Below are 2,420 nucleotides of genomic sequence, written 5' to 3'. Positions count from 1 at the left end.
TGACGGAAGCTATCAACGAGTTGCGAACAAACACCAAAAAACCGATTATTGTTTATCCGAACTCTGGTGAAACCTATAATGCAGAAACAAAAACATGGCATGGTCAAGAATTATGTCATGGGCTCGACTTTAAATCTGAAGAATGGTACCTTGCAGGGGCATGACTAATAGGAGGATGCTGCAGAACAGCACCTCATCATATTGAAGAGATTTCAAAAAAGTGGCGAACTTCTTAATTATTTAGATCGTTACGGAGAACCGTATCATAAATAGAGGTATCAGAATCCGTAAAAGAAAGCTCTTTTTCTTTATAAGGAACATGTTCAACGAATACCTCCACTTCGTTGCCTTGTTCATTTTTTCCCATTCTTTTATAAGTAAAAACATCTTCATTTAGTTTTACCATTTCAACAACAGCTTGATAATTCATTGATTCTGAAATTAAAATTCTTTTCTGCAGGTTAAAGCGTAAAAAGCTTAATTATGTATCTTATGACTATATAAACAACCTCACCCTTTACGGGCTTAAAAGGTTGTTTACATGGTCATTTTTATATTAATATTTTACGTTTCTCGTAAGATAGGAAGGGTGCAACAACGGAAGGAGCCACCGGATTTAATGATTTCTGTGATATCCACTTCAATAACTTGAAAGCCTCGGTTACGAAGCTGCTTGTTTACCTTCTCATTGACCGGCAGACTTAATACCCTTTTGTTCCCAATACTCAATACATTTGTACCTAATTGAAATTGTTCTTCTTCCGAAACTTCAATTAATTCATAGCGTGAAGCAAAAAGCTCGATATCTTTTTTCGTTAAGGCATTTGGGTAAATAAGGGCCACGTCAGGAGAAACGACATTAAATACACAATCCAGATGCAGGTATTTTGCTTTAAAAGGGATCGGAATGACATTGAATTGATTCAAAAGGCGCTGTAATTGAGCAACAGCTTTATGGTCAGTTCGATTGCTGAGCCCTACGTAAATTCTTTCCCGATCAATCACAACATCTCCGCCCTCAATGAGTTCCTCGGCTAAATTATAATAAGAGATCTCTTCATCCTCCAGCCATTGTTTTAAAACGTTTTCCTCCCCTGCGCGAACATCCGTTGCCATCTTAGCAACAAAGATTGTTTGCCCTAGAGTAAAACCAATATCCCGGGTAAAGACCTGTTCAGGATATTTTTTATGATAAGGCAATAAAATAACTTCGATGCCATTCTGCTTTAGCGTTTTGACAAAGTTACTGTGCTGCTCAAGCGCGCGTTCAATATGGATACCTTCATTCTTAAAATGCTCTTGCGTTTCATTAATTACTTCGCGGATCGTCATATATTGAGGCTGACAAAGGATTACTCGTTTTAATACACCGTATTCACTCATGCAAAAAGTCTTGTTGTTTGTCTTTGGGATTTCTGCCATTTTGCTGCCCTCCTGCGTTCTCTTTTTAAATTATGTTTTCCTAATCTATCGCTAATATTTACAAACAGAGACAAAGACCCTTTGATGCACACATAACCGCCGCTTGCTGTGTAAGTCGATTTAAAGTTTCCGCGGCAAAATATGCATGGTGATGACCATATCTTCTGGTTTGTTGGCAAGCGATTCATTGATGGCACGAGTGAATATTTTAATTAATTCTTCTGGTGTATAGCCTTTATCGGCAATTTGTTGGTGGCCTTTCTCAGAGAAGAACACTGCCCATGAAGTATCATCTAGCTGTAAATAACGGCACCCTGCCTCGTAAAATGCCTGAATCGCTTTTTGGTAGGCTTTAATTAAATCATCAAAGAGCTCATCTTTGTTTGGATAAGCTGCTTCCTCAATAACTCCTCTAAAGAAAAGCATATTTGGGCTTGGAATCGTAAATTTCGCAACGTGGTCACCTTTGATGCTGTCCAAGAATTTATAGTCTTCGATAAATGGATGCTGACCGAAGTCAAGTTTGCCATTAATCTTTATTCCGTGAGCTTTTGTTTGAACGCCGTGAAATTGAATTCCTGCTTCAGCTTCGTAAAGCTCAACGCCCTCAAGGCCTGCTAGGAAGTCGAAGTGCCACCAAGCACGGCGGAATTCTCCATCAGTTACAGCTGATAGACCTACTTCTTTTTGTTTTTCTACTAATCTAATGATCTCTTCATCTTCAATCGCTCGAAGTTGTTCCGCTGTGATTTCTCCGTTTTCTTTTTGAAGACGTGCCTGTTTTAGTCGTTCGGGACGAAGGAAGCTTCCGACGTGATCGGCTTTGAACGTTGCGCTAATGAGTGTATAGCAGAAAGACCTACTAAAAATCCTCATTAAACCTGAAAGCCTTTGCATTTTTTCTGAAAATAATTACTGTATAGAAAATATTGATTTTTTTAAATATTTATTCTGATATATTTAAATATTGATTATTTGGTAAAACGAAATAATTTAGG

At 38.0% G+C, this 2,420-nt stretch carries 1 protein-coding gene and 3 pseudogenes; 1 reads left to right on the top strand and 3 read right to left on the bottom strand.

All coding sequences use genetic code 11. From position 1 onward, the window contains the following. Nucleotides 1–236: pseudogene (locus tag V7659_RS19685) on the top strand (homocysteine S-methyltransferase family protein); the annotation flags it as partial. A gap of 23 nt (nt 237–259) precedes the next feature. Here the strand turns inward: V7659_RS19685 and V7659_RS19680 are convergent. From V7659_RS19680 to V7659_RS19670, 3 genes and pseudogenes are all read right to left on the bottom strand, one after another. Next, nucleotides 260–457, bottom strand: a pseudogene (locus V7659_RS19680) (DUF4822 domain-containing protein); the annotation flags it as partial. Nucleotides 458–564: 107 nt separating this feature from the next. Beyond that, nucleotides 565–1,422: a dimethylarginine dimethylaminohydrolase family protein gene (locus V7659_RS19675; RefSeq protein WP_335541593.1), complete on the bottom strand. Its 858-nt coding sequence runs from the start codon at nt 1,420–1,422 to the stop codon at nt 565–567. A gap of 92 nt (nt 1,423–1,514) precedes the next feature. Next, nucleotides 1,515–2,298: pseudogene (locus tag V7659_RS19670) on the bottom strand (5-methyltetrahydropteroyltriglutamate--homocysteine S-methyltransferase); the annotation flags it as partial. Nucleotides 2,299–2,420 lie beyond the last annotated feature (122 nt).

Source organism: Neobacillus drentensis, assembly GCF_036966985.1.
In the GTDB taxonomy this organism is placed as follows: domain Bacteria; phylum Bacillota; class Bacilli; order Bacillales; family Cytobacillaceae; genus Neobacillus; species Neobacillus drentensis_E.
The sequence above is the reverse complement of the archived record's forward strand: the minus strand, read 5'-3'. Positions and strand labels throughout refer to the sequence as shown.